The organism is uncultured Amnibacterium sp. (genome assembly GCF_964250715.1).
Classification (GTDB): Bacteria; Actinomycetota; Actinomycetes; order Actinomycetales; family Microbacteriaceae; genus Amnibacterium.
Genome location: NZ_CAXUGX010000010.1, coordinates 40,141 through 57,488, shown reverse-complemented (window position 1 = coordinate 57,488; position 17,348 = coordinate 40,141). Strand labels below are relative to the sequence as shown.

Annotated in this window: 18 protein-coding genes; 8 read left to right on the top strand and 10 right to left on the bottom strand. The window is 70.0% G+C overall.

Going from position 1 to position 17,348, the window contains the following annotated elements:
• Nucleotides 1–100: 100 nt before the first annotated feature.
• The 7 genes from pstB to ACFE7H_RS10710 form a co-directional block, all read right to left on the bottom strand.
• Entirely contained in the window at nt 101–880 is a 780-nt protein-coding gene (gene pstB / locus ACFE7H_RS10740; RefSeq protein ID WP_375401230.1) for a phosphate ABC transporter ATP-binding protein PstB, read from the bottom strand.
• 33 nt (nt 881–913) lie between these two features.
• On the bottom strand, nt 914–1,993 hold the full coding sequence (gene pstA, locus ACFE7H_RS10735) for a phosphate ABC transporter permease PstA (RefSeq protein ID WP_375401229.1): 1,080 nt from the start codon (nt 1,991–1,993) through the stop codon (nt 914–916).
• Nucleotides 1,993–2,940: a phosphate ABC transporter permease subunit PstC gene (gene pstC, locus ACFE7H_RS10730; protein WP_375401228.1), complete on the bottom strand. Its 948-nt coding sequence runs from the start codon at nt 2,938–2,940 to the stop codon at nt 1,993–1,995. Before pstC ends, pstA begins: the two co-directional genes overlap by 1 nt.
• A gap of 79 nt (nt 2,941–3,019) precedes the next feature.
• Nucleotides 3,020–4,135 carry a phosphate ABC transporter substrate-binding protein PstS gene (locus tag ACFE7H_RS10725; protein ID WP_375401227.1) on the bottom strand — a complete coding sequence of 372 codons (1,116 nt, stop codon included), beginning with the start codon at nt 4,133–4,135 and terminating at the stop codon, nt 3,020–3,022.
• Nucleotides 4,136–4,295: 160 nt separating this feature from the next.
• Nucleotides 4,296–5,246: an NUDIX domain-containing protein gene (locus tag ACFE7H_RS10720; protein ID WP_375401226.1), complete on the bottom strand. Its 951-nt coding sequence runs from the start codon at nt 5,244–5,246 to the stop codon at nt 4,296–4,298.
• Entirely contained in the window at nt 5,243–7,462 is a 2,220-nt protein-coding gene (locus ACFE7H_RS10715; protein ID WP_375401225.1) for an RNA degradosome polyphosphate kinase, read from the bottom strand. The genes ACFE7H_RS10720 and ACFE7H_RS10715 overlap by 4 nt, the downstream gene beginning before the upstream one ends.
• 70 nt (nt 7,463–7,532) lie before the next feature.
• On the bottom strand, nt 7,533–8,219 hold the full coding sequence (locus tag ACFE7H_RS10710; RefSeq protein WP_375401224.1) for a winged helix-turn-helix domain-containing protein: 687 nt from the start codon (nt 8,217–8,219) through the stop codon (nt 7,533–7,535).
• A 104-nt stretch (nt 8,220–8,323) separates the two neighbouring features.
• On the opposite strand from ACFE7H_RS10710, the gene ACFE7H_RS10705 reads away from it, so the two are divergent.
• From ACFE7H_RS10705 to ACFE7H_RS10695, 3 genes are all read left to right on the top strand, one after another.
• Nucleotides 8,324–8,578, top strand: coding sequence for a hypothetical protein (locus ACFE7H_RS10705; protein WP_375401223.1), 255 nt, complete (start codon nt 8,324–8,326; stop codon nt 8,576–8,578).
• Between the two features lie 180 nt (nt 8,579–8,758).
• Nucleotides 8,759–9,379, top strand: coding sequence for an FABP family protein (locus ACFE7H_RS10700; protein ID WP_375401222.1), 621 nt, complete (start codon nt 8,759–8,761; stop codon nt 9,377–9,379).
• A gap of 101 nt (nt 9,380–9,480) precedes the next feature.
• A complete protein-coding gene (locus tag ACFE7H_RS10695) occupies nt 9,481–10,590 on the top strand; it encodes a YgfZ/GcvT domain-containing protein (RefSeq protein ID WP_375401221.1) in 1,110 nt (369 codons plus the stop codon).
• A 62-nt stretch (nt 10,591–10,652) separates the two neighbouring features.
• Here the strand turns inward: ACFE7H_RS10695 and ACFE7H_RS10690 are convergent, their stop codons facing one another.
• Complete coding sequence (locus ACFE7H_RS10690; protein WP_375401220.1) at nt 10,653–11,432, bottom strand: class I SAM-dependent methyltransferase; 780 nt, start codon at nt 11,430–11,432, stop codon at nt 10,653–10,655.
• Between the two features lie 42 nt (nt 11,433–11,474).
• Here ACFE7H_RS10690 and ACFE7H_RS10685 point away from each other — a divergent pair, with 42 nt between their 5' ends.
• The gene (locus ACFE7H_RS10685) at nt 11,475–12,227 is read left to right on the top strand and encodes a phosphoglyceromutase (protein WP_375401219.1); all 753 of its coding nucleotides are present in this window, start codon (nt 11,475–11,477) and stop codon (nt 12,225–12,227) included.
• A 21-nt stretch (nt 12,228–12,248) separates the two neighbouring features.
• Here ACFE7H_RS10685 and phoU read toward each other — a convergent pair whose 3' ends face one another.
• Complete coding sequence (gene phoU / locus ACFE7H_RS10680; protein WP_375401218.1) at nt 12,249–12,902, bottom strand: phosphate signaling complex protein PhoU; 654 nt, start codon at nt 12,900–12,902, stop codon at nt 12,249–12,251.
• Nucleotides 12,903–13,046: 144 nt separating this feature from the next.
• Here phoU and ACFE7H_RS10675 point away from each other — a divergent pair, with 144 nt between their 5' ends.
• Both ACFE7H_RS10675 and ACFE7H_RS10670 read left to right on the top strand, forming a co-directional pair.
• Nucleotides 13,047–14,216, top strand: a complete 1,170-nt coding sequence (locus ACFE7H_RS10675; RefSeq protein ID WP_375401217.1) for a sensor histidine kinase — start codon at nt 13,047–13,049, stop codon at nt 14,214–14,216.
• Nucleotides 14,213–14,905: a response regulator gene (locus tag ACFE7H_RS10670; RefSeq protein WP_375401216.1), complete on the top strand. Its 693-nt coding sequence runs from the start codon at nt 14,213–14,215 to the stop codon at nt 14,903–14,905. The genes ACFE7H_RS10675 and ACFE7H_RS10670 overlap by 4 nt, the downstream gene beginning before the upstream one ends.
• Nucleotides 14,906–14,929: 24 nt before the next feature.
• On the opposite strand, the gene ACFE7H_RS10665 is transcribed toward ACFE7H_RS10670, so the two are convergent.
• A complete protein-coding gene (locus tag ACFE7H_RS10665) occupies nt 14,930–15,508 on the bottom strand; it encodes a DNA modification methylase (protein WP_375401215.1) in 579 nt (192 codons plus the stop codon).
• Nucleotides 15,509–15,716: 208 nt separating this feature from the next.
• Between ACFE7H_RS10665 and ACFE7H_RS10660 the strand changes: the two genes are divergently transcribed.
• Together ACFE7H_RS10660 and ispD are read left to right on the top strand one after the other, a co-directional pair.
• Nucleotides 15,717–16,199, top strand: a complete 483-nt coding sequence (locus ACFE7H_RS10660; RefSeq protein WP_375401214.1) for a CarD family transcriptional regulator — start codon at nt 15,717–15,719, stop codon at nt 16,197–16,199.
• Nucleotides 16,196–17,347: a 2-C-methyl-D-erythritol 4-phosphate cytidylyltransferase gene (ispD, locus tag ACFE7H_RS10655; RefSeq protein ID WP_375401308.1), complete on the top strand. Its 1,152-nt coding sequence runs from the start codon at nt 16,196–16,198 to the stop codon at nt 17,345–17,347. The genes ACFE7H_RS10660 and ispD overlap by 4 nt, the downstream gene beginning before the upstream one ends.
• The last annotated feature ends 1 nt before the right edge of the window (nt 17,348 follow it).

Sequence of the window (17,348 nt, the reverse complement as noted above, 5' to 3'; positions counted from 1 at the left end):
CAGGTCCCGCCGCCTCCGGATCCCGCCTCTGCCGAGATTCGCGTCACCTGCCCGTGCGCGCGCAGAGGCAGTCGACCCGAATCTCGGCAGACGCCGTAGGTCAGCCGAAGCGGCCGGAGACGTAGTCCTCGGTCGCCTGCACGCTGGGACGCGAGAACATGGTCGTGGTGTCGTCGTACTCGATCAGCTTGCCCGGCTTGCCGGTTCCCGCGATGTTGAAGAACGCGGTGCGGTCCGAGACCCGGCTGGCCTGCTGCATGTTGTGGGTCACGATCACGATCGTGTAGTTGGCCTTCAACTCCTCGATCAGATCCTCGATCGCGAGGGTGGAGATCGGGTCGAGGGCCGAGCACGGCTCGTCCATCAGCAGCACGTCGGGGGAGACCGCGATCGCGCGGGCGATGCAGAGCCGCTGCTGTTGCCCGCCCGACAGGCCGTTGCCCGGCAGGCCCAGTCGGTCTTTGACCTCGTTCCACAGGTTCGCGCCCTGCAGCGAGCGCTCTACCAGGTCGTCGCCGTCGCTTTTGGAGATGCGCTTGTTGTTCAGCTTCACACCGGCCAGCACGTTGTCGCGGATGGACATGGTCGGGAACGGGTTGGGGCGCTGGAACACCATGCCCACCTGCCGCCGCACGAGCACCGGGTCGACGCCGGGGCCGTACAGGTTGCTGCCGTCGACGAGCACTTCGCCCTCGACGTGCGCTCCGGGGATGACCTCGTGCATGCGATTCAACGTGCGCAGGAAGGTCGACTTGCCGCAGCCGGAGGGACCGATCAACGCGGTGACGCTCCTCGGCTCCATGGTCAGGGAGACGCCCTCGACAGCCAGGAACTTGCCGTAGTAGACGTCCAGGTCGTTGACGACGATGCGCTTCGACAAATCATGAGCCTTTCGAGCTGCGGACCGCCCGAGTCAACGGGAGGCCATCTTGGGTGCGAAGAAGCGGGCGATCACGCGGGCGACGATGTTCAGCAGCACGACGATCAGCATCAGGACCAGAGCAGCGGTCCACGCCCGGTTGAAGAACGGACCCGTGGGTGTGCCCGGGTTCGTCAACTGCGTGTACGCGAAGACGGGAAGAGACATCATCTGCTGGCTGAACAGGTTGTAGTTCATGGTGTCCGTGAAGCCCGCGATCAGCAGCAGGGGGGCGGTCTCACCGATGATCCGCGCAACGCCCAGCATCACGCCGGTGACGATGCCGGCGAGCGCCGTGGGCAGCACGACCTTGCTGATGGTGAGCCACCGCGGGACACCCAGCGCGTATGCAGCTTCCCGCAGCTCCATCGGGACGAGCTTCAGCATCTCCTCGCTGGACCGCACCACGATCGGAACCATCAGGAGGCAGAGCGCGATCGCTCCGCCGAAGCCGGACCGGTAGCCGGCGTTGCCGGTGATGAGCAGGAAGAGCGCGTACGCGAACAGGCCGGCGACGATCGACGGGATACCCGTCATCACGTCGACGAGGAAGGTGATGCCGCGCGCGATCGGCCCTCGGCCGTACTCGACCAGGTAGATCGCTGCGAGCAGGCCGATCGGGACGGAGATCACGGTCGCGGCCAACGTGATCTCCACGGTGCCGACGACGGCGTGGATCGCGCCGCCGCCCGGCCCCGTCACGTTGCGCATCGATTCGTTGAAGAACGACGGGTCGAACCGCGCGGCACCTCGAGCGATCACCGTGATCAGCAGGCTGACGAGCGGGATGAGCGCGATGCCGAAGGCGGTGCAGACCAACGCGGTGACGACGCGGTCCTTCGCGCGCCTGGAGCCCTCGACGAGGAACGAGGCCACGTACGTGACCGCGACCCAGAGCAGCAGACCGAAGAAGATCGCGCCCGTCACGTTGTAGGCGGCGGTCATGCCCGCCAGCAGGAACACCAGGAACAGCCCTCCGGTGACGACCAGGCTGAGCACCAGCAGGCCGACGGGGGAGTAGCGCGGCAGCTGCCCGGCACGGATTCCGCTGGAGACGGCGGTGGTCGAGGCCATCAGATGCCCTTTCCGTGGCCTCGGCCACCGACGATCGCCCGGGAGGCGGCGTTCACGATGAAGGTGATCACGAACAGGATCAGACCGGTCGCGATCAGGACGTTGACGGCGGTGCCGTACGAGTCGGGGAACTGCAGCGCGATGTTCGCCGCGATTGTGGTCGGGTTCTCGCTCTTCAGCAGGAAGGCCGAGACGATGACGCTCGGGGACAGGACGAGAGCGACGGCGAAGGTCTCGCCGAGCGCTCGACCGAGGCCGAGCATCGAGGCGGCCACGATGCCGGAGCGGCCGAACGGCAGCACGGCGATGCGGATCATCTCCCAGCGGGTCGCTCCGAGCGCGAGCGCGGCCTCCTCGTTCAGCCGAGGTGTCTGCAGGAAGATCTCGCGCGACAGTGACGTGATGATCGGGATGACCATCACCGAGAGCACGAGCGCCGCGGTGAGGATCGTCCGGCCGGTCGGCGAGGCGGGGCCGGCGAACAGCGGGAACCAGCCGAACGCGCTGGTCAGGAACACGTAGAACGGCTGCACGAACGGCGCGAACACGAAGATGCCCCATGCGCCGTAGACGACGCTCGGGATGGCCGCCAGCAGATCGATGATCGCGCCGAGGCCGCGCGCGATGCGCCGCGGCGCGTAGTGCGAGATGAAGAGCGCGATCGCGATGGAGAACGGAACCGCGAAGAGCAGCGCGAGCAGCGCCGCCCAGATGGTGCCGAAGACGAGCGGGCCGACGTAGGCCCAGAAGTTCGGGTAGGCGCCGTTCGAGTCGATGTCGGTGGATTTGGCACCGATCGCGGGGATGCTCTGCGCGACGAGGAAGATCGCGACCGCGGCGAGGGCGACCAGGATCACGAGGCCGCCGCCGAGCGCTGCGCCGGAGAAGATCGTGTCGCCGAAGCGGCGGGGGGCTCGGATCTTGGGAGGGGCCGAGGTGGCGGTCATCAGGTCCTTCGACGGGGGTTGACCATGGCGCGATGCTAGCGGCCCCGGACACGGTCGTCCGGGGCCGCTAGCGGCGGTACTACTTGATCGTCTTGGCGGCGGCCTCGGCCTTGGCCAGGAGCGCGCCGGTCATCGGCGCGGACTTCGCCGTGTCGGCGGCGGCCTGCTGGCCGTCGGTGCTCGTCAGGTACTGCGCGTAGGCCGAGACGAGCGCGCCCGTGGTCGCGTCCGTGTAGGTCTGGCAGGCGATCAGGTAGCTGACCAGCGTGATCGGGTACTCACCCGAGTCCGTGGTCGTGCGGTTGATCTTCACGACCACGTCGTTGCCTGTGTGGGTCGTGTCGAGTGGCGACGTCTCGGCGGTCTTGGATGCGACCTCCGCGGACGGCGCCACGTACGTGCTGCCGACCTTGATCTTCGCCACCGACAGCGTGCCCGCGGAGGAGTTGTCCACGTACCCGATCGTGCCCTTGCCGGCGGTGACCGCTGCAACGACGCCGGAGCCCTTGGCGGCGCCCTCACCGGTCTTGTACGGGAACACGTCCGCGGATTCGGGGGTCCAGTCGGACGCCGCGGCCTGGTGCAGATAGTCGGTGAAGTTCGCGGTCGTGCCGGACTTGTCAGAGCGATACACGGGCGTGATGGCCGTGCTGGGCAGCTTCGCGTCCTTGTTGAGGGCCACGATCGCGGAGTCGTTCCACTTCGTGATCTTGCCCGAGAAGATCTTCGCGAGCGTCGACGCGTCGAGGTTCAGGGTCGTGACGCCGGCGAGGTTGTACACCAGCGCGACCGGCGAGATGTACACCGGGATGTCGATGCCTTTGGTACCCGACTTGCAGAGCTTGAAGTCGCCCGAGAGCTCGGTGGACGGGAGGGCCGAGTCGCTGCCGGCGAACTGCGCTCCGCCGCCTTCGAATGCCGTGCGGCCGGCGCCGGACCCGGAGGGGTTGTAGTTGACGGTGACGCCGCTGTTCGTGGTCTGGAAGCCCTTGGCCCACGCGGTCTGCGCGTTCGACTGGGCGGAGGAGCCGACGCCGTTCAGCGTTCCGTTCAGGGTCGCGGCGGCCGACGACGCGCCCGCACTCGATCCGGCGGAGGCCGACGGGGCGGCGGGCTCGTTGGAGGCACACGAGGTGAGGGCCAGGGCCGCGGTGACGGCGGCGCCGATGGCGACGCCTGCGCGAAGGTGGTTCAAGGGGATCCCATCGTCGAGAAATGCTGTGAGGTACGGACATCCGGGCAGGACAAGAGGTGCCTCCCCCGGAACGGGGCTCACGGTAGGGACGCTGTGTGTCCGGGTCCGGGCACGCAGGTGAACGCCAGGTGAACGGGCCGGCCCCAGGTTCCGGCGACGATCAGACGGGTGCGGCGTACGTCTCCATGGCGAGGATCGAGTGCGGCTCCGCGGCGGAGAGATGCACGACCGTGTATTCGGCGGTCGCCAGGATGCCGGCCCTGGTCGTCCGGTTGCCGTTCGGGCTGTGCGTCACCCGCGCGATCTGCTCCAGCAGTTCCGGCAGCACCGGCGCATGGCTGCAGAGGACCGTCGTGCGGCCCTTGCCCACCCGCCGCTGGATCAGCTCACGGATCGCCTTCGGATCGTGGCCTGCCGCCTCCCACCCGTCCTGACTGATCGCGATGTTCTTCTTGACGTTCTTCTCCAGGGCCTTCGCGGTCGCTGCGACGGTGTCGACGCAGCGCGTCGCCGGGCTGCTGATCACGGTGTGCGGCCCCCAGGCGAGCAGTCCCGGCACCACGGCCTTGGCCTGCTCTTCGCCGCGGGCGGTCAGCTTGCGATCCGCATCCCGGCCGGATGCGGAGTCGAACGCCGCCTTGGCGTGCCTCAGCACGATCAGCCGAAAGCTGTCCAGGTCGCCCGACGCCGCAGCAGTCGCGAACCGCTGCAGCACCTCCGCGTCGCGCTCGTAGCTGAGCAGCCGGCGCGCCTTGGCGATGCTGACCCAGTCGAGCCGGTCCACCTCGTCGTTCGGCCGGAACCGGCCCCGCGCCAACTCGGCCAGCGGCACCTCCGCGGCCCAGTAGTACACGGTCTTGTCGCGCCCGTTGGGAAGCACGTACTCGGTCACGCCCAGGGGCAACCCCAGGTGGACGCCGAATCCGGTCTCCTCGCGGATCTCGCGCACGGCGGCCTCGGGCAGCGACTCCGTCTCCTCCACCTTGCCCTTCGGCAGGCTGACGTCCTTGTGCCGGGGGCGCGAGATCACGAGCACCTCGGTGACCCGGCCGCGGCGGCGCCAGCAGACCGCGCCCGCCGCGAGCACCGGAGCGGTCAGGTCAACGGTCATCGGCCGCGCTTGCGGGATCCGGCCGCCTGCAGCTCCACGGTCTGCACGTCGCGGAGCGGCGTGCCGTCCGCGTCCTGCGCCGCACGGGTCCAGGCGCCGTCCGCGGCGAGGTGCCACGAACTGGTCTCGTCGCTCATCGCCAGGTCGAAGAGCGCGTGCAACTCCGCCACGTGCGCCGGCGCCACCAGGCGCACGAGCGCCTCGACCCTGCGGTCCAGGTTGCGGTGCATCATGTCGGCGCTGCCGATGAACACCTGCGGCTCGCCGTCGTTGTCGAACGCGAAGATGCGCGAATGCTCCAGGTAGCGGCCGAGCGTGGAGCGCACCGTGATGGTCTCGCTGAGGCCGGGCACGCCGGGCTTCAGGCTGCAGATGCCGCGCACCCACACCTCCACCGGTACTCCGGCCTGGCTGGCGCGGTACAGGGCGTCGATGATCGTCTCGTCCACCATCGAATTGACCTTGATGCGGATGTGGGCACGCTTGCCGTTCAGCGCGGCCTGCCGCTCCGCCTCGATGCGCTTCAGCAGCCCCTTGCGCAGGTGCAGCGGAGCGACCAGCATGCGGCGGAACTTCTTCTCGATGGCGTACCCGGACAGCTCGTTGAACAGGCGGGTCAGGTCGCGGCCCACCTGGTCGTCGGCGGTGAACAGCCCGAAGTCCTCATAGATGCGGCTGGTCTTCGGGTTGTAGTTGCCCGTGCCGATGTGGCAGTAGTTGCGCAGCCTGCCGTCGGCCTCGCGGCGCACGACCAGGGCCAGCTTGCAGTGGGTCTTCAGCCCCACCATGCCGTAGACCACGTGGGCGCCGGCCCGCTCCAGTTTGCGCGCCCAGTCGATGTTCGCCTGCTCGTCGAACCGCGCCTTGATCTCGACGATCGCCAGCACCTGCTTGCCGGCCTCCGCGGCGTCGATCAGCGCCTCGACGATCGGGCTGTCACCGGAGGTGCGGTACAGGGTCTGCTTGATCGCCAGCACATCGGGGTCCGCCGCGGCCTGTTCCAGGAATGCCTGCACGCTCGTGGCGAAGGACTCGTACGGGTGGTGCACCAGCACCTCGCCCTTGCCGATCGCGCTGAACAGGTCGGGCTTGGCGTTCGGCTCGCCCGGCTGGAAGGCCGGCGGCGTGGTCGGCACCGCGTTCGGGTAGTGCAGGCCGGGCCGGTCGAGCTTGCCGAGCGCGAAGAGGCCGGCCAGATCGAGCGGACCGGGCAGTCGGTACACCTCGTCGTTCGTGATGCCCAGCTCGCCGACCAGCAGCTCCAGGGTCACGTCGTCCATGTCCTCGGTGATCTCCAGGCGGATGGGCGGGCCGAAGCGGCGGCGCAGCAGCTCCTTCTCCAGCGCCTGAATCAGGCTCTCCGTCTCGTCCTCGTCGATCTCGACGTCCTCGTTGCGGGTGAGCCGGAAGATGTGGTGCTCCAGCACCTCCATGCCCGGGAACAGCTCGCCCAGGTGGTGCGCAATCAGGTCCTCGAGCAGCACGTACGACGCCGACTCCGAGGTCTCGGGCTCGGTGGGCACCAGGCGCGGCAACAGGCCGGCCGGCACCTTGAGGCGGGCGAACTCGACCCGGCCGACCTTGGGGTTGCGCACCCGCACCGCGAGGTTCAGCGACAGGCCGCTGATATAGGGGAACGGATGCGCCGGGTCGACCGCCAGCGGCATCAGCACCGGGAAGATCTGGGTGGAGAAGACCTCGTTCAGGCGCTCCTGCGCATCCGTCGGCAGGTCGTCCAGGGCGACGATGCGGATGCCCGCGTCGGCGAGCGCGGGGCGCACGTGCCCGCGGAACACCTCGGCGTGCTCCAACTGCATGCGGTGGGCCGCCTCGTTGATGTCCGACAGCACCTGCGTCGCCGGGCGACCGACGTTGGTCGGCACGGCCAGCCCGGTCAGGATGCGCCGCTTCAGTCCGGCGACCCGGACCATGAAGAACTCGTCCAGGTTGGTGGCGAAGATCGCCAGGAAGTTGGAGCGCTCCAGCACGGGCAGCCGCTCGTCCTCGGCCAGATCGAGCACGCGCCGGTTGAAGGCCAGCCAGCTGAGTTCGCGGTCCAGGTAGCGGTCGCCGGGCAACTCGGCCTCAGCGGTGCCTTCGGACTCCTCGACCTCGGCGGCGCTATCGGGTTCGGCGCTGTCGGGTTCGGCGCTGTCCGGTTCGTCGAGCACGTCGGTGATCGTGCCGGGGGAGTCGATGGTCCCGTTGCCGTCCATATGGCCAGTCTTCCACCGCAGGGTGAACCGTGGACGAACGCGCCGACGCCGACGGCATGCGCGGATGGGGTCAGCGCACGGCGGTGAGCCGCTCGCCCTCCTCCTCGTACACGTTGAAGCGGTAGCCCACGTTGCGCACGGTGCCGATCAGGCTCTCCAGGTCGCCGAGCTTGGCCCGTAGTCGCCGCACGTGCACGTCGACGGTGCGGGTCCCACCGAAGTAGTCGTAGCCCCACACCTCGCTGAGCAGCTGCTCGCGGGTGAAGACGCGCGAGGGGTGCGAGGCGAAGAACCGCAGCAGCTCGAACTCCTTAAATGTGAGGTCGAGCGGCCGGCCATGCACCTTCGCGGAGTAGCTGGCCTCGTCGATCACGACGCCGGAGGTCTGGATCTTCGACGCGTTCTCGGCCTGCGCCATGCGCCCGATCACCAGGCGTACGCGGGCGTCCACCTCCGCCGGTCCGGCCGTGGCAAGTATGACGTCGTTCACGCCCCAGTCGGCGCTGACCGCGGTCAGGCCGCCTTCGGTCAGGATCAGGATGAGGGGGACCGTGATGCCGGTCGTCTGCAGGATCTTGCAGAGGGACTTGGCGCTGGCCAGGTCGTGGCGCGCGTCGACCAGGATCAGGTCGGACGGCGGGGCGTTGATCAGCTGCGCCGGTTCCGCCGGAATGGAACGCACCTTGTGGCTGAGCAGCCCGAGCGCGGGCAACACGTCGGTCTCGACCGCGGAGGTCAGGATCAACAGCTGCGCCACGAATCCTCCTCGAGGGGCTGGATTCGCTCATTGTAGGGGCGAGGAACAGGCCGGGGCGAAGTCGGCCACGACGGAAGCCCTGACCTCGGGCAGAATCGGCTGTCGTGGGTGGGCACTGGTGGTCGGTCGTCACGGTGTGGGTCGCGACCCTGGCCGCGGCACTGGCGCTGGCCCTCGGCGGTCCGGCCGGTGCAAGGCCGGAGCTGGCCACGCTCGTGCTGGCGGTCGCGGTGGTGGTCGCCTTCGTGCTGCAGCTGGTCGTCGCCGACCGGGTCGGATTCGTCGCGCGGCTGACGGCCAGCGTGTGCGGGTCGTTCGTGATCGTGGTGGTGACGACCGCACTCGGCCTGCTGCGCTGACCGCGTGCGGCGGCGCCCGCCTTTAGACTGGCGCGGTGCTGCTGCCGCTCGAGATCTTCTACCTCGGGCTGCTCGGCCTCGCCTCGCTCGCCATCGCGTTCATCTCCGTGGTCGTGCTGTACAACCTCTTCCGCGGCCAGCGCTGACCCGACCCGCCGCCGTCACAGGGCACACGGACTCATGATCGACATCCCCATCGGTTTGCCCGCCGAACTCGTCCCACTCTCCTGGCTCATCGGGGTGTGGGAGGGCACCGGCCTCGTCGAATACGACATCGGCGACACGCTGCGGCGTCACGAGTTCGGTCAGCGCATCAGTTTCAGCCACGACTCGCTGCCGTACCTCAACTACTCCTCCTTCACGTGGCTGTTCGGCGAGCAGCGCGGCACGCCGGAGGAGGGGGCGACGATCCCGCTGGTCAGCGAGTCGGGATACTGGCGGCTCAGCCGGCCGCCGACCGAGGGCGATCCCGGACCGGGCATGCTGCCCGGGCTGGGGCCGCGGCCGTTCGGTACCGCCACCAGCGTCGAGGTCCTGCGCAACGCCTCCGACGGCTTCGACGTGGAGGTGTCGCTGGTGCATCCCACCGGCGTGACCGAGCTGTACCTCGGCCGGGTCAAAGGCCCGCGGGTCGACCTGGCGACGGATGCGGTGCTGCGCACCGAGAGCGCGAAGGAGTACTCGGCGGCGACCCGGCTCTACGGCCTGGTCGAGGGCGACCTGCTGTGGGCGTGGGACATCGCCGCGCTCGGCCAGGAGTTGAAGACGCACGCCTCCGGCCGCCTGCGTCGCGTCGACTGACGGCCGGCGGCGCGTACGGTTGATCACCGGAGAGTGACACCATGACCACAGGTCCGGTACAGACTCAGCAAGCGCCGGCTGACCCGGCGACTGAGGTGCCCATGACCGCGGCGCCCGAGCCGAGCCCGCTGCTCGGGCTGCCCGGTGCCGTCGCCGGCAGGGATGCGGATGCGGGTGTCGCCGCCCACTACGGCGACCCGGTCCGCGAGCAGCGCACCATCGCCGCGGCCGACGCGGTCGTCGACCTGTCCCATCGGGGCGTCATCGCGGTCACCGGCGCCGACCGAGGCTCCTGGCTCGACTCGCTGCTCAGCCAGCGCCTCGGTCACCTGGCACCCGGCGAGGCCGCGGAGGCGCTGCTGCTCGATCCGGCCGGCCGCGTCGAGCATGCCGCGGCGATCGTCGACGACGGGACCACCACGTGGCTCGTCGTCGAGGGCGGCGAGGCTACGGCGTTCACGTCCTTCCTCGACCGGATGCGGTTCATGCTGCGTGTCGAGGTGGCCGACCGCACCGCCGACACCGCCGTGCTCGGCGCGTTCGGGCCGGTCGCGGCGCTCGACGCCGTGCGGCCGCTGATCTGGCTCGATCCTTGGGCGACCGGCTCGGCGGGCGGCGCGACCGCCGCGCGCGGCGAGCATCCCGGCGCCGAGTGGTCGTTCCGCCTGCTGCTCCTGCCCCGCACGGCCCTCGCGCAGGTGGCCGACCTGGCGCGCGCAGGCCGCGTGCGCGTCGCCGGAACCACGGCACTGGAGTCGCTGCGGATCGCCGCCTGGCGGCCGCGCTTCGCCGCCGAGGTCGACGAGCGGACCATCCCGCACGAACTCGACTGGTTGCGCAGCGCCGTGCACCTGAACAAGGGCTGCTACCGGGGGCAGGAGACGGTCGCGAAGGTGTTCAACCTCGGCCGGCCGCCGCGCCGCCTCGTGCAGCTCGACCTCGACGGTTCCGAGGGTGTGCTGCCGGAGCCCGGTGCACCCGTCCTGCTCGGCGAGACGCAGGTCGGGCGGGTGACGAGCGCCGCGATCCACCACGAGCAGGGTCCGATAGCCCTCGCGGTGATCAAGCGGTCGGTGCCGGCCGACGCGGCGCTCACCGTGCAGGCGACCGACGCGCTCGTCGCCGCCGCGCAGATCGCGATCGTGCCGTCGGACGCAGGGCCGGCCGTCGCCGTCCCGCGGCTGCCGCGGCTCGGCGTCGTCAGCCGCTGAGCTCCGCCCCCACTACCCGTTTCGCGACGTCCTCTGCCGCGCGGTGACTCGTCGAGCAGCCGTCAGCCCGCGGGCGCGCTGGGAGCGACCGCCGACCAGGGGAACGTCAGCTCGCCGAGTCGCACTCGTCTCGCCGTGCTGAGGGTCGGCCAGCCGGCGTCGCGCACCGCATCGGCGGTGGCCTGGAATCGCTGCACGGGTCCGTAGGGCGCGAATGCACTGCTTCGCGTCCACGCCGTATCGAGCGCCCGGAGCAGGTCGTGTACCCGCTCGCCGGGCACGTTGCGGTGGATCAGCGCCTTCGGCAACCGCTCCGCGATCACACCCGGACGTTCCAGGCCGGCCAGCCGCAGTGAGATCGTGAAGCGCTGCGGTCCCCGCCGGTCGACGTCGATCCAGGATGCGATGCGGCCCAGCTCGTCACAGGTGCCGTCGACCAGTACGCCGTGGTCGGTCAGGCGGGAGCCCATCCGCGCCCATGCCCCTGCGACCTCGTGCTCGTCGTACTGGCGCAGCACGTTCATCGCTCGCACGATCGTGACGGGCCGTGCCGTCGCCAGCTCGAACCCGCCGAACTCGAACCGAACGCCCGGTACCGCTTCGCCTGCAGCAGCCGAGACGCGCTCCCGATCGATCTCGAGCCCGAGCACCTCCACGTCCGAGCGGACCGACCGCAGCCGGGCACCGAGTTCCAGCGTCGTCCAGGGGCGGGCGCCGAACCCCAGGTCGACCACCAGCGGGTGCTCGTCCCGCCGCAGCGCCGGCAGGGTCTGCAGGTAGCGGTCGACGCGGCGAAGGCGGTTCACGCCGGTCGTCCCTCGGGTCACTCGGCCCTCCGCCACTCGACCAGGGTAGGTACCGTGCCCCGCCCTACACTGACCCGCATGCCGGCTGAACACTCGCTGATCCTGCTGCGCCACGGGTACTCGGACTGGAACGCGAAGGGCCTCTTCACCGGCTGGGTCGACGTGCGGCTGACCGAGCAGGGCATCGCCGAGGGGCGCCGCGCCGGCAGGATGATCCGCGAGGCCGGGCTGCTGCCCGACGTGGTGCACACCTCCGTGCTGACCCGCGCGATCCAGACCGCCGACGAGGCGCTGCTCGCGGCGGATCTGGCTTGGCTGCCGGTGCAGCGCACCTGGCGGTTGAACGAGCGGCACTACGGCGCCCTGCAGGGCAAGGACAAGGCCGCGACGCTCGACCAGTTCGGACCGGATCAGTTCGTGATCTGGCGCCGGTCGTTCGATGTGCCGCCGCCTCCGATCGAGGCGGACGACGAGTTCTCGCAGGCGGGGGACCCGCGGTACGCATCGCTCGGCTCCGACCTGCCGGCCACCGAGTGCCTGGCCGACGTGATCGAGCGGATGCTGCCGTACTGGCACATCGAGATCGTTCCGCAGCTGCGAGCGGGCAAACGGGTGCTGATCGTGGCGCACGGCAACTCGCTGCGCGCGCTCGTCAAGCATCTGGACGGCATCTCGGATGCCGCTATCGCCGACCTGAACATCCCGACCGGCATTCCGCTGCACTACCGCTTGGACGACCACCTGCGTCCGATCGTCCCTGGCGGCGACTACCTCGACCCGGAAGCCGCCGCGGCGGGTGCCGCCGCGGTAGCAGCCCAGGGCCGCCAGTAGCCCTGCCGAGAGCCGTCCGGCTCAGCCGGCCTGCAGGACCCAGTCGCCGGTCTGCAGGTACTGCACCTTCTTGGAGATGGAGACGGCGTGATCGGCGAACCGCTCGTGGTATCGACTGGCGAGCGTCGCGTCGACGGTGTCGTTGGCGGCACCCTTCCACGTCTCGCCCAGCACCTGGTCGAAGACGCTGAGGTGCAGTTCGTCGATGCGGTCGTCGTCGTTGCGGATCTCTTCGGCCAGCAGCGGATCTTCGCTTTCGAGCAGCCGGGTCAGTTTGCGGGCGATCGCGATGTCGAGCCGGCCCATCTCCTTGAACGTCGGCCGCAGCGATTTGGGGACGACCTTCTCGGGGAACCGGTAGCGCGCGAGCTGTGCGATGTGCTCGGCCATGTCGCCCATCCGCTCGAGGGACGCGCTGATGCGCAGGGCGCTGACGACGATGCGCAGGTCGCGTGCGACGGGCTGCTGGCGGGCCAGGATGTTGATGGCCAGCTCGTCGAGGCCGAGCGCCAATTCGTCGATCAGGTGATCGTCGGCGATCACGGATTCGGCGAGCGCGACATCCTGCGTGGTGAACGCCGTGGTCGCCTTGTCGATGGCGTCGGCGACCAGGTCCGCGACCCGCACCAGCCGGTCCTGCACATCGGCGAGCTCCTGCTGGAACACTTCGCGCATGGCGATCCCTCCACGGTTCAGGAGTCGAGCATCCGACGTCCGGATGAACGGTCGGTTCCGCGGTGCTGAACGATGGGCGAACACGCCGCCTGCAGCCGGCCGACGGGCGCGACCCCCGCGAACCCGCACCCCTAGTGTAAGCGCATGACCCCCGGGCAGCTGGTGCTGGTTGCACTGCTGTTCGGCCTGATCACGGGCGGACTCTTCACCTGGCTGCTGCTCGCTGCGGCGGCGCGGGGCCGGGCCGCCACCGAGATCGCGAGCGACCCGCTGCCCGACGGAGTGACGGCCACGATCGCCGCGCTCGACCTGCCCGCCGTGGTGGTGAACGGCTCGAACGTGGTCCTCGACACGACGCCCGCGGCGCGGGCGCTCGGACTCGTGAACGGCCGCATGCTGGCCCACCGCGACCTGGAGGTGCTGGTCGAGCAGGCCCGACGGGACCACGCGGCCATCGACGGCGACTACCACCTGCACCGCAGTGCAGTCGGGGGCGCGACGCTCGACCTGTTCGCCCGTGCGGCACCCATCGGCGCAGTCACGGTGCTGCTGCTCGTCGAGGACCACTCCGACTCCAGCCGGCTGGAGATCATGCGGCGCGACTTCGTCGCGAACGTGAGCCATGAGCTGAAGACGCCCATCGGTGCCGTCGGCCTGCTGGCCGAGGCGATGGAGAGCGCCGCGGACGATCCCGAGCAGGTGCGCCGCTTCGCAAGCCGCCTGACGGTGGAGGCGGCGCGGTTGGGCACCATCACCCGCGAGATCATCGACTTCTCCCGGGTGCAGTCCGTCGATCCTCTGCTGGAGCCGGAGGTCGTCGCCGTCGAGGGCGTGCTGGCGGCAGCGGTGGAGCAGAACCGCGTGCTCGCCGACGCCCGCGGTGTCGAACTCGTGCTGGCACGCAGCAAGGGACTGCAGGTGCTCGGGGACCGGGTGCTGCTGACCAGCGCCGTGCACAACCTGGTCGCGAACGCTGTGCAGTTCTCGCCCCCGCACGGGCGCGTCGGAGTGGGCGCGCGCGTGCGCGACGACGTGGTCGAGATCGCGGTGACCGATCAGGGGGACGGGATCGGGGCCCAGGACCAGCACCGCGTCTTCGAGCGGTTCTTCCGCGCCGACCAGGCGCGCTCCCGAGCGACCGGCGGGACCGGGCTCGGCCTCAGCATCGTGAAGCACATCACGCAGAACCACGGCGGCGACGTGCGGTTGTGGTCGCAGCCCGGCAACGGCTCGACCTTCACGATCCTGCTCCCGTCCTTTGAATCCAGCGACAGCCCGAAGGCGCCGCGGCGCCGTGAACGAGAGACCGTATGACCCGCATCCTGATCGTCGAGGACGAGCCCGCCATCGCGGAGCCGCTCGCCTTCCTGCTGTCCCGCGAGGGGTACGAGGTGACCACGGTCGCCGACGGCCGTGAGGCGTTGACCGTGTTCGCCAAGCAGGGCAGCGACCTGGTGCTGCTCGATCTGATGTTGCCCGGCATCCCCGGCACCGAGGTGGCCAAGCAGCTGGTCGCCGTCTCGTCGGTGCCGATCATCATGCTGACGGCGAAGGACTCCGAGGTGGACATCGTGGTCGGGCTGGAGCTCGGCGCCGACGACTACGTGACCAAGCCCTACTCGTCGCGCGAGCTGCTGGCCCGCATCCGCGCCGTGCTGCGGCGCCGCAGCGAGGGGGAGCCGGCCGACTCGGACGTGCTCGCCTCCGGGACCGTGCGGCTCGACACGGAGCGGCACGCTGTCTTCGTCCGGGGACGCGAGACGCCCATGCCGCTCAGGGAATTCGAACTGCTCGAGCTGCTGCTGCGCAACGCGGGGCGCGTGCTGACCCGCGGCCAGTTGATCGACCGCATCTGGGGCGCGGACTACTTCGGGGACACCAAGACGCTCGACGTGCACATCAAGCGCATCCGGTCACGGATCGAGGACGACCCGGGCGAGCCGCGCATGCTGCTGACCGTGCGCGGCCTCGGCTACCGCTTCGAGGACCTGCCCGTCGGCTGACCTGCCCGTCGGCTGCCCGGGCCGTTATGGCGTCGGTGTCGGCGTCGGGGTGTCCAGCGGGTCGGCGGTGTCGGTCGGTGAGGGCGACTCACCGTCGCTCGGCTTCTTGGTCTTCGTCGGTGTGGGCGTCGGCGTGGGGCTGGGGGTCAGCGTCGCGTAGCCGGGCAGCGTGTTGTCGAGTACCGGCACACCCAGTTGGTCGCTTGTGCCGCCGGAGGAGAAGAAGACCGGCAGTAGGGAGCCGGTCTTCGCCGTGAGGCCGGAGAAGGTGACCGTCACCGGCTCGCCGGGTCGGACCGCCAGCGATGCGTTGGCCGGCACCACCACGGACTGGGTCGTGACGCCGCTTGCGGAGTTGTACTGCATCGACACCGACCGGGCCGTGGCGGAGGAGTTGATCAGGCTGACGATGAGGCTGGCATCGGTGCCGTCGACCGTGACCAGGAACGCATTGCGGATGTCGACGGGCCCGACGCTGCCGTTCACACCGTCGCTGGCGGAGTAGGAGCGGGTCGTCTGCTGGGGGGCGAAGAACTCGCATCCGGTGAGGCCGGTCACGACCGCGCCGACCAACGCGACGCATGCCGCAGCGCGCATTCTCATCCAGCACTCCTTCACAGGCGGCACGCGGTGCGGCGGACCGGGGGCGCGCTCGCGACGTGCAAACCATAGCGGACGAGCCCCGCTGCGGCTCTGCTGCGGCCCTTCCGTGGCACCCTGCCGGCACTCCCGCGACCCCTCGGGGCTGACCTCGCGGGTCAAGCTGAAGGAGTGCTGTGCTAACCTGGGACCCGCTTTTGAGAGGACCCACATGCTGTTCGAGGTCGGCGAGACGGTCGTTTACCCACACCACGGAGCCGCCACCATCATCGAGGTGAAGAAGCGGACCATTCGGGGCGAGGAGAAGACCTATCTCAAGTTGAACGTCACCCAGGGCGACCTGACCATCGAGGTGCCGGCGGACAACGTCGACCTGGTCGGCGTCCGTGACGTCATCGGCCGCGAGGGTCTGGACCGGGTCTTCTCGGTGCTGCGCACCCCGTTCACGGAGGAGCCGACCAACTGGTCGCGCCGCTATAAGGCCAACCTCGAGAAGCTCGCGTCCGGCGACGTCATCAAGGTGTCCGAGGTCGTCCGCGACCTGTGGCGCCGCGATCAGGACCGCGGGCTCTCCGCCGGCGAGAAGCGCATGCTCGCGAAAGCCCGCCAGATCCTGATCTCGGAGCTGGCGCTGGCCGAGAAGACCGACGAGGAGCGCGCCTCCACCGTGCTCGACGAGGTCCTGGCCTCCTGACCGCTGTCGTCGTCGTCGCAGCCGGCGACGGCATCCGACTCGGGTTCGGCCGGCCCAAAGCGTTCGCGCCACTCGGCCGGAGCACGGTGCTCGAGGTCTGCCTGCAGCAGGTGCTCGCGGCCGACGTCGACTCGGTCATCGTCGCCGCTCCGCCGGCCGCGCTCGACGAGGTCGGCGCCCTGGTCCAGACGCTCCGCGCCCGAGTGACGTCGCCGGTGGTGGTGCAGGTCGTCCCCGGAGGCCCGACCCGGCAGGCATCGGTCGCCGCCGCGCTCGCCGCAGTGCCGACCGGGACACAGGTCGTGCTGGTGCACGATGCCGCCCGGCCCCTCACCCCGTCGACGCAGTTCGACGCGGTGGCGGCGAGCGTGGTGGCGTCCGGCGTGGGAGCGGTTCCGGCCCTGCAACCCGCGGACACGATGAAGGCGATCGACGAGCGGGGCGTGGTCGAGCGGACGCTGGATCGGTCTCGCCTGGCCGCCGTGCAGACGCCGCAGGGCTTCCCGTTCGATGCGCTGGTCCGCGCGTACGAGCGTGCCGCCGCCGAGTACACCGACGACGCGGCGCTCTTCGCCGCCGACGGCGGTGAGGTGGTGGTCGTCCCCGGTGATCCTGCAGCCTTCAAGATCACCACCCGCTGGGACCTGGCGCGGGCCGAAGACCTGCACCGACCCTCCGGCGGCGGCCTGCGCACCGGGATCGGCATCGACGTGCACGCCTTCGATCCCGCGGTCGCCCTGCAACTCGGTGGGCTCGGTTGGCCGGGTCCCGGGCTGGCCGGTCACAGCGACGGCGACGCCGTCTGTCATGCCGTCGCGGATGCCCTGCTCTCCGCCGCCGGGCTCGGCGATATAGGCGGCGTGTTCGGGGTGGACCGGCCCGAGGAGGCGGGACGAGCGGGCCCGGACTTCGTCCGCCGCGTCGTCCAGCTGCTCGCCGAGGCCGGTGCGACGCCGGTCAACGTGGCCGTGCAGATCGTCGCGGTCGCGCCGAAGGTCGCCCCGCGGAGGACGCAGATGCAGCAGGTGCTCTCCGAGGCGGTCGGCGCTCCGGTGACCGTCAGCGGCACCACCACCGACGGTCTCGGCTTCGCGGGCCGCGGCGAGGGACTGACCGCCGTCGCCTCCGCCCTGATCGTGGTCGCCTGAT

Coding starts and splice junctions, on each gene's coding strand:
- pstA (WP_375401229.1), bottom strand. CDS start 1,993: ATGGCCTCGACCACCGCCGTCTCCAGCGGAATCCGTGCCGGGCAGCTG.
- pstC (WP_375401228.1), bottom strand. CDS start 2,940: ATGACCGCCACCTCGGCCCCTCCCAAGATCCGAGCCCCCCGCCGCTTC.
- ACFE7H_RS10720 (WP_375401226.1), bottom strand. CDS start 5,246: ATGACCGTTGACCTGACCGCTCCGGTGCTCGCGGCGGGCGCGGTCTGC.
- ACFE7H_RS10715 (WP_375401225.1), bottom strand. CDS start 7,462: ATGGACGGCAACGGGACCATCGACTCCCCCGGCACGATCACCGACGTG.
- ACFE7H_RS10700 (WP_375401222.1), top strand. CDS start 8,759: ATGATCGACATCCCCATCGGTTTGCCCGCCGAACTCGTCCCACTCTCC.
- ACFE7H_RS10695 (WP_375401221.1), top strand. CDS start 9,481: ATGACCGCGGCGCCCGAGCCGAGCCCGCTGCTCGGGCTGCCCGGTGCC.
- ACFE7H_RS10685 (WP_375401219.1), top strand. CDS start 11,475: ATGCCGGCTGAACACTCGCTGATCCTGCTGCGCCACGGGTACTCGGAC.
- phoU (WP_375401218.1), bottom strand. CDS start 12,902: ATGCGCGAAGTGTTCCAGCAGGAGCTCGCCGATGTGCAGGACCGGCTG.
- ACFE7H_RS10675 (WP_375401217.1), top strand. CDS start 13,047: ATGACCCCCGGGCAGCTGGTGCTGGTTGCACTGCTGTTCGGCCTGATC.
- ACFE7H_RS10670 (WP_375401216.1), top strand. CDS start 14,213: ATGACCCGCATCCTGATCGTCGAGGACGAGCCCGCCATCGCGGAGCCG.
- ACFE7H_RS10665 (WP_375401215.1), bottom strand. CDS start 15,508: ATGAGAATGCGCGCTGCGGCATGCGTCGCGTTGGTCGGCGCGGTCGTG.
- ACFE7H_RS10660 (WP_375401214.1), top strand. CDS start 15,717: ATGCTGTTCGAGGTCGGCGAGACGGTCGTTTACCCACACCACGGAGCC.